The organism is Bacillus sp. AFS098217, from assembly GCF_002551815.1.
GTDB lineage: Bacteria > Bacillota > Bacilli > Bacillales > Bacillaceae_G > Bacillus_A.
In genome coordinates this window covers 1-7,548 of sequence record NZ_NVPR01000129.1, presented here as the reverse complement: position 1 = coordinate 7,548, position 7,548 = coordinate 1, and the positions used below count along the sequence as shown (strand labels likewise).

5 protein-coding genes and 1 pseudogene are annotated in these 7,548 nt (G+C 37.5%); 4 read left to right on the top strand and 2 right to left on the bottom strand.

Going from position 1 to position 7,548, the window contains the following annotated elements; all coding sequences use genetic code 11:
* The 3 genes from COO03_RS27345 to COO03_RS23525 form a co-directional block, all read left to right on the top strand.
* A partial coding sequence (locus COO03_RS27345) for a hypothetical protein (protein WP_218923013.1) occupies positions 1–271 on the top strand: 271 nt, incomplete at its 5' end.
* Positions 255–2,501 (top strand): ABC transporter ATP-binding protein, encoded by a 2,247-nt coding sequence (locus COO03_RS23530; protein ID WP_097899424.1) that lies wholly within the window; start codon positions 255–257, stop codon positions 2,499–2,501. The genes COO03_RS27345 and COO03_RS23530, both read left to right, overlap by 17 nt.
* Entirely contained in the window at positions 2,498–4,372 is a 1,875-nt protein-coding gene (locus COO03_RS23525) for an ABC transporter ATP-binding protein (RefSeq protein ID WP_097899423.1), read from the top strand. Before COO03_RS23530 ends, COO03_RS23525 begins: the two co-directional genes overlap by 4 nt.
* A 164-nt stretch (positions 4,373–4,536) precedes the next feature.
* On the opposite strand, the gene COO03_RS23520 is transcribed toward COO03_RS23525, so the two are convergent.
* Together COO03_RS23520 and COO03_RS23515 are read right to left on the bottom strand one after the other, a co-directional pair.
* Entirely contained in the window at positions 4,537–5,982 is a 1,446-nt protein-coding gene (locus COO03_RS23520; protein ID WP_097899422.1) for an RNA-guided endonuclease InsQ/TnpB family protein, read from the bottom strand.
* A gap of 149 nt (positions 5,983–6,131) precedes the next feature.
* Positions 6,132–6,263: pseudogene (locus COO03_RS23515) on the bottom strand (nucleoside triphosphate pyrophosphohydrolase); the annotation flags it as partial.
* A gap of 472 nt (positions 6,264–6,735) precedes the next feature.
* On the opposite strand from COO03_RS23515, the gene adhP reads away from it, so the two are divergent.
* A partial coding sequence (adhP, locus tag COO03_RS23510; RefSeq protein ID WP_097899421.1) for an alcohol dehydrogenase AdhP occupies positions 6,736–7,548 on the top strand: 813 nt, incomplete at its 3' end.

The window sequence follows — 7,548 nt, the reverse complement described above, 5'->3', positions numbered from 1 at the left end:
GGCCAGATGCTCTCCCCCACCTAAAAATAAAAAGAAAGCGTTTTTATGTCATCGTTTAAAACCCTTTAACAAATTCATCATAAAATTCTCCCCCCTAAAAGTTGCATCATATCTTCATATAGTCATAAAATTAGTCTGTGGTCGAAAATACGTAAAGAGCCGCTACAATTCATTACTGAGAATACGAAGAATAAAGGAGAGAAACGAAGTAAAAATTCAAAAAACTAGACAAGGAAAATGGAGAGATGAATTAAATGTTAAAGATAATTAAACATTTAAAACCATTTGTTGCATCCATCATTGCAGTTGTATGTCTTTTAACTGTGCAGGCAGTATGCGATCTATCACTGCCAGACTACATGTCTAACATTGTCAATGTAGGGATTCAACAAAAAGGTGTAGAAAATGCAGTACCTGAGATTATTCGTAAAAGTGAAATGGATAAAATTAAGCTCTTTATGAATGAAAATGAGAAGAAAAAAGTAGATGACAACTATGTGCTTTTAGATAAGAACAATCTTTCTCAAAGTGAATTAAAAAATGATTTAAAAGATTATCCGCAGCTAGATAAAGAACCTCTTTATAAGCTACATACAGAGGATAAAAATACAATTAACGAACTTAACGATATCTTTGGGAAACCAATGTTAATTACACAAGGAATTGAAAAAGGCGGCTCATCTGCTTTCCCTCCTGCTGCGACAGGTGACAACAAAGCACCAGCAAAGCTTCCGCCAAATACGGATCCTTTTGCAGTCATTGCGAAACTGCCTCAAGTTCAAATTGATGCAATGAAAGAAAAGGCAGATGAAAAGTTTAAGAATATGCCAGGCAGTATGGTAACACAGTCAGCCGTTTCATTCATTGAGAATGAGTATAAAAAGATCGGTATCAATACCGATAAGCTTCAATCTAATTATATTCTTACTTCCGGCGGGAAAATGCTGCTTCTATCCTTAGTAAGTATGGCAGCTACCGTTATCGTGAGTTTACTTGCTGCAAAAGTAGCTGCAGGACTCGGCAGAGATCTTAGAAAGAAAGTATTCCGGAAGGTTACAAGCTTTTCAAATGCGGAGTTTGATAAGTTTTCCACTGCCTCTTTAATCACAAGAAGTACAAATGATATCCAGCAAGTGCAAACACTTATGGTTATGCTGCTTCGCATCGTATTCTATGCACCAATTTTAGGCATAGGCGGCATTATTAAAGTACTTACTACAGACCTTTCAATGGGATGGATTATCGGAGTTGCAGTTATCGCGATTTTAAGCTTAGTCATTGGTTTATTTAGCATCGCAATTCCTAGGTTTAAAATGATACAAAAATTAGTAGATAAAATTAACTTAATCACGCGTGAATCTTTAACAGGTATGCTCGTTATTCGCGCTTTTAATAATCAAAAGCATGAAGAAAAGAAATTTGAAAAAGGAAATCAAGATTTAACAAAAACAAATTTATTTGTAAGCCGTTTAATGTCATTTATGATGCCAATGATGATGTTTATCATGAATGCCGTTACTGTACTGATTATTTGGGTTGGAGCACACCAAGTGGATATGGGACATATGCAAGTTGGTGATATGATGGCATTTATGCAATATACAATGCAAATCATCATGGCCTTCTTAATGATCTCTTTTGTATCGATTATGGTTCCACGTGCTTCTGTATCCGCACAACGTATCGCAGAAGTTTTAGATACTGACCTTTCCATTCATGATGCAGAGAAGCCAAAAACATTCGCTTCAGACAAGAAAGGTTACGTTGAATTTAAAAATGTTAGCTTTAGATATCCAGGTGCAGAAGAAGATGTGCTTTCCAATATCACCTTTACTGCAAAACCTGGTGAAACAACAGCTTTCATTGGAAGTACAGGTAGCGGGAAATCCACATTAATCAACTTAATTCCGCGCTTTTATGATGTCACAGACGGCCAAATCTTAATAGATGGCACGGATATTAGAGAAGTATCTCAGAAGGAATTAAGAGAAAAAATTGGTTATGTACCGCAAAAAGGAGTTCTATTCTCCGGTACGATCGAAAGTAACTTGAAATACGGTAAGAAAGAAGCAAGTGAAGAAGAGCTCGCAAAAGCTGCAGAAATCGCACAAGCGATGGAGTTTATTAACGCGAAACCTGAAAGCTTCCGTACAGAAATATCACAAGGTGGTACGAACGTTTCCGGTGGTCAAAAACAAAGACTTTCGATCGCCCGTGCTCTTACGAAAAAATCGGAAATCTTCATATTTGACGATAGTTTCTCCGCTCTTGACTTTAAGACAGACGCGCTACTTCGCAGAGCTTTAAACAATGAAATTGCCGGAAGTACGCTTTTACTTGTTGCCCAAAGGATCAGTACAATCATGAATGCAGATAAGATTATTGTACTTGATGAAGGACAAATAGTTGGAACAGGTACTCATGAAGAGCTTATGGAAAACTGTGAAGTTTATAAGCAAATTGCCTTATCACAACTTTCAAGAGAGGAGTTGTCATCATGAGTGATAGAAAAATAGAAAATAACAGACAAGGCGGCCCTGGTCCTGGCGGCGGCGGTCATATGGGCGGCGGCATGCGAAAGATTGAGAAGGCAAAAAACTTCAAAGGAACGATGAATAAGCTCCTTCAATACTTGAAGCCCTATAAATTATCAATCTTAATCGTTATCCTTTTCGCAATCGGTAGTGCAGCCTTTACAATCGTTGGTCCAAAAATTTTAGGAAAAGCAACAACAAAACTTTTCGAAGGACTCGTAAGCAAAGTAACAGGAGCACCCGGTGCGGCAATTGACTTTACCTATATCGGAAACATTGTTGTTTTACTCCTTGGATTATATATACTAAGCGCTGCGTTTGGCATTATCCAAGGGTACATTATTTCTGGAGTAGCCCAAAAAGTATCTTATAACTTCAGAAAAGAAATTGATGAAAAAATTAACCGGATGCCGCTGAAATACTTTGATAAAACAACGCACGGAGAAGTATTATCAAGAGTCACAAATGACGTAGATACAGTGAGCCAAACGTTAAATCAAAGTATGTCGCAAATCATCACATCGGTTATTACAATCATCGGTGTATTCATCATGATGTTATCCATCAGCTGGCAAATGACATTAGTGGCGGTTTTAATCTTACCAGTATCGATGATACTCATTATGGCAGTCGTAAAACGATCCCAAAAATACTTCAAATCTCAACAAGAATATTTAGGACACGTAAACGGGCAAGTTGAAGAAATTTATAGTGGTCACAATATCGTTAAAGCCTTTAACAAAGAAGAAGAAGAAGTGAAAAAATTCGAAGAGGTAAATGACATCCTTTACCACTCCGCATGGAAATCGCAATTTTTATCGGGAATGATGATGCCGATTATGACGTTTATCGGTAACATCGGTTACGTCGCTGTATCCATTTTAGGCGGATGGCTTGCGGTAAAGAGAACGATCGCAGTTGGAGACATTTTAGCCTTTGTACAATATGTAAGAAGCTTTACACAACCAATCGCTCAAGTAGCTCAAATCGCGAACGTACTTCAATCTACAGCTGCTGCTGCTGAACGTGTTTTCGAATTTTTAGAAGAAGAAGAGGAAATGCCAGAAGTAGAAAATCCAGTGAAGCTGCAAAAAGTAAACGGAGAAGTTACCTTCAAAGATGTTCAATTTGGATACAATCCAGATAAGATCATCATCAATAATTTCTCTGCTAACATTAAGCCTGGACAAAAAGTAGCAATCGTCGGACCAACTGGAGCTGGTAAAACAACGATCGTGAAACTGTTAATGCGTTTCTATGACGTAAACAGCGGTGCGATATGTATCGATGGTCACGATATAAAAGACTTCACGCGAGAAGACCTGCGCAACATGTTTGGTATGGTACTGCAAGACACTTGGCTATTTAACGGCTCCATCATGGAGAATATCCGTTACGGTAGACTGGATGCTACCGACGAAGAAGTAATCGAAGCAGCAAAAGCAGCTCACGTTCACAGCTTCGTAAAAACATTACCAAATAAATATCAAATGGAACTAAACGAAGAAGCAAGCAACGTATCCCAAGGACAAAAGCAACTACTAACAATTGCCCGCGCCCTTCTAGCGGATCCGAAAATACTAATACTGGACGAAGCAACAAGCTCCATCGATACTCGTACAGAAGTACTGATTCAAAAAGCGATGGAAAACCTCATGGAAGGCCGAACAAGCTTCATCATCGCTCACAGATTATCAACAATCCGTGATGCAGACTTAATCCTTGTTATGAAAGACGGGGATATTGTAGAACAAGGTAATCATGAAGAGTTATTGAAGGCTGAAGGTTTCTATGCTTCGCTTTATAATAGTCAGTTTGAAAGTGCGGATGCTTCGTGAGATTGATGGGACACTCCTCTTTTTAGAGGGGTGTTTTGTTTTATATATGATATTTAATAACGAATTACCGCCTTTATTTTCTGTTCTGAAGTAAATTTAGTCATGAAAACTCCCGCCACTTATCTCCTTCGGATCTTGAAGTGGGGGTTTCTCGTGTATCACCTTCAAGAGATGCTTAACACGAGTGGAGTTGACACAGCTGCCTGATGGCACAACCCCTCTATTCCATCGGCAAACGCCTTTGGAACTGCTTTTTTTAAGATGTTATAGGAACCATTCACATCTGCGTTCAATAGTTTGTTCTCTTTCGTACGATACAAGCCACGTTTGATACGTTTTCCACTGAATGCAGGGATGTATTCCTCACCGTAAGTGGGGATCTCATCATTGTCTAGAAAAGATGCCTTGCTTGTATACGATTCTTCTACGACTTGTACCATTATGCCCTGTCGCTTCGCCTTGTAGTTGATCATTTCAATGAGTAGATTATGCGGGATATGGCAAAAGGATTGATTCTGTCTTTTTCCCATATCACTGTTTTGTTTCCATGATGTATTTTTCCCAATGACAATCATAGAGATTTCATGTTGAACTGCGAAATGAACAATATGGTAACTCATTTTGTGAAAGAGATCTTTTATTTTGAGAAACCGTTTCTCATGAAGCCTCTCTAAACGCTTGGATGTATGCGGTCCTTCTTTGGGTTCTTTTCCATGACGAAGAATACCCAGTAAACGCGCCTTTTGTTTGTTGTAGTATTGATTGATGCTTTTGATGACATTGCCCTTTACTAACACAGGTATGGTTCCTGTATTCGTTGTGATAGTTGCAATGTTATGAATCCCTAAATCAATACTCATATAGCGATTATTATCCACATGCTTAAGTACTGGCTCAGATTGTTCTGTCACAATTTCAATCTTAAACTTCCCATAAGCAGGAGAAACACGTACCTCTTTTAGGTTTTCGATATGTCCGAACAATTTACCGATATTTAATTTTATGCTTGTTTTTGGAAAACGAATATACTTATCTTGGAGTTTACATACTTGATTCGTGAATACAATTTCTTTCATAGATGATTTGATATATTTGGGAATGCAAGGTCTGCCCGTAAAAGTGGAATGTTGTTTCTGATATGCTTTCATGGAGGCGAAGAATGATTTCCAATTTTGATATAACTTCTTCATAACTGCTTGATTCACTTGCGATGGTAGATTTATATAGTCTTGTTGCTTCATTGTTTTAAACAAACAATCTAGGAAGTTATAGGAGAGGAATGTTTTCTTTTTTGTCGGTAACGTAAACAGATTACACTTGATTTCTTTCCGTTCTTCTGCCGGCTTTTCTTTCTGCTTTTGCACACGTTTTTGATACGCATGAAGTTGATTTTCATTCATGATTTCAATATATGCTTGTAATGTATGGAGAACTTCTTGTTGAAGGGGCTGTAAAGTTTTCTCTGTACGTAAAGCCGTATACACTTGGCGAATGTAGAAGTTTGTTGTATTGTAGAGATTTTTTGCATTTTGACACATTTCCATGAAGTAGGCGTACAATTTATGACCTTTCTTGATCCAAATTTGATAGGTTGCATATTCTTTTTTCATCCTGTTCACCACCTTCTTTTCTTCATGATACTACAAAACAGCCAAAAAGAACATACATTCGCATTGCTACGAAAATATTTTTACAAATTCGATGGTAATTCATCTCGACCTTAAACTGGGCTATGCCCTGCACGTTTTGAAGGTGGAGTTTTCTCCCCTGTTTTCTTACATATTTCTTTTATGTATTCTTTTTCATCTATTATTCTTGTTGTAAATGTTTTACCATTATTTTCAATAATTTCTGGAATGCGGTCACGCACTAGTTTATTGTAGGTCGGCATCGGGATCCCTCCAATATTTTGATTTTATTATTATATCACCCGAAATTTGCCATTTCTCTTGAAGTAAGCATGTAATGAACACAAAGCCAGACGAAAACCTTGTCTTTCAAGAATCATATCGCCCTCATCTAAATCTATATAATTTGTAATATACTCATATCATGTTAAATATTCTAGTAAATGATATCACTCCCGATCTTCATACGATTCTTTAAATCTGACTAAATATAAAAGAAACAATAAAATTCCGAATACACCTTCAGGATTTTTTCTTTAAAGGCACAGAAGATTATTTACATAATATTTCAAAATTTGTTCAATATTCCATAATTATTTTTCCAAATTTTATGTTACGATTAATCGGTAATGATGATTAAACATTTGAATTTGGTACAATAATTGGCCATAAGTGCGGTCAAAGGTTGTAAGATGAATTCATTTAAATTCTAAAGTACTAAAGGGGAGATCACATATGAAAGCAGTAGTGGTTAATAAAAATAGCGAAGCAAACATTGAAGTTATTGACAAAGAATTACGTCCATTACACTCAGGCGAAGCATTAGTAGATGTAGAGTATTGTGGAGTTTGTCACACTGACTTACACGTTGCGAATCATGATTTTGGTAACACAGATGGTCGCATCCTTGGTCACGAGGCTATAGGTATTGTAACTAAAATTGCTGATGATGTTACTTCACTTAAAGTTGGTGATCGTGTAAGTATCGCATGGATGTTCCAATCTTGTGGCCGTTGTGAGTATTGCGTAACTGGTAGAGAAACATTCTGTCGTGAAGTTAAGAATGCTGGTTATACAGTAGATGGCGGCATGGCTGAACAATGTATCGTTACTGCTGATTATGCGGTAAAAGTACCAGAAGGATTAGATCCTGCTCAAGCATCATCAATCACATGTGCAGGCGTAACTACATACAAAGCTATTAAAGTATCAGGCATTAAACCTGGTCAACCTATCGTAATCTACGGTTGTGGTGGATTAGGTAACCTTGCTATCCAATATGCTAAGAGTGTATTTGGTGCAAAGGTAATTGCAGTAGATATCAATGACGACAAATTAGCATTAGCTAAAGAGGTTGGTGCTGATATGACTATCAATCCAATTACTCAAGGTCCTGCTGATAAGATTATTCAAGAGGCGTTTGGCGGCGCTTATGCTGCTGTAGTAACAGCGGTTTCTAAAGTAGCCTTCAACTCAGCAGTTGATGCAGTACGTGCTTGCGGTAAAGTAGTTGCGGTAGGGTTACCAGTAGAAACTATGGACTTAAAC

Bases quoted from the DNA above. Each gene is read 5' to 3' on its own strand.
- COO03_RS23530 (WP_097899424.1), top strand. From the start codon at position 255: ATGTTAAAGATAATTAAACATTTAAAACCATTTGTTGCATCCATCATT.
- COO03_RS23525 (WP_097899423.1), top strand. From the start codon at position 2,498: ATGAGTGATAGAAAAATAGAAAATAACAGACAAGGCGGCCCTGGTCCT.
- COO03_RS23520 (WP_097899422.1), bottom strand. From the start codon at position 5,982: ATGAAAAAAGAATATGCAACCTATCAAATTTGGATCAAGAAAGGTCAT.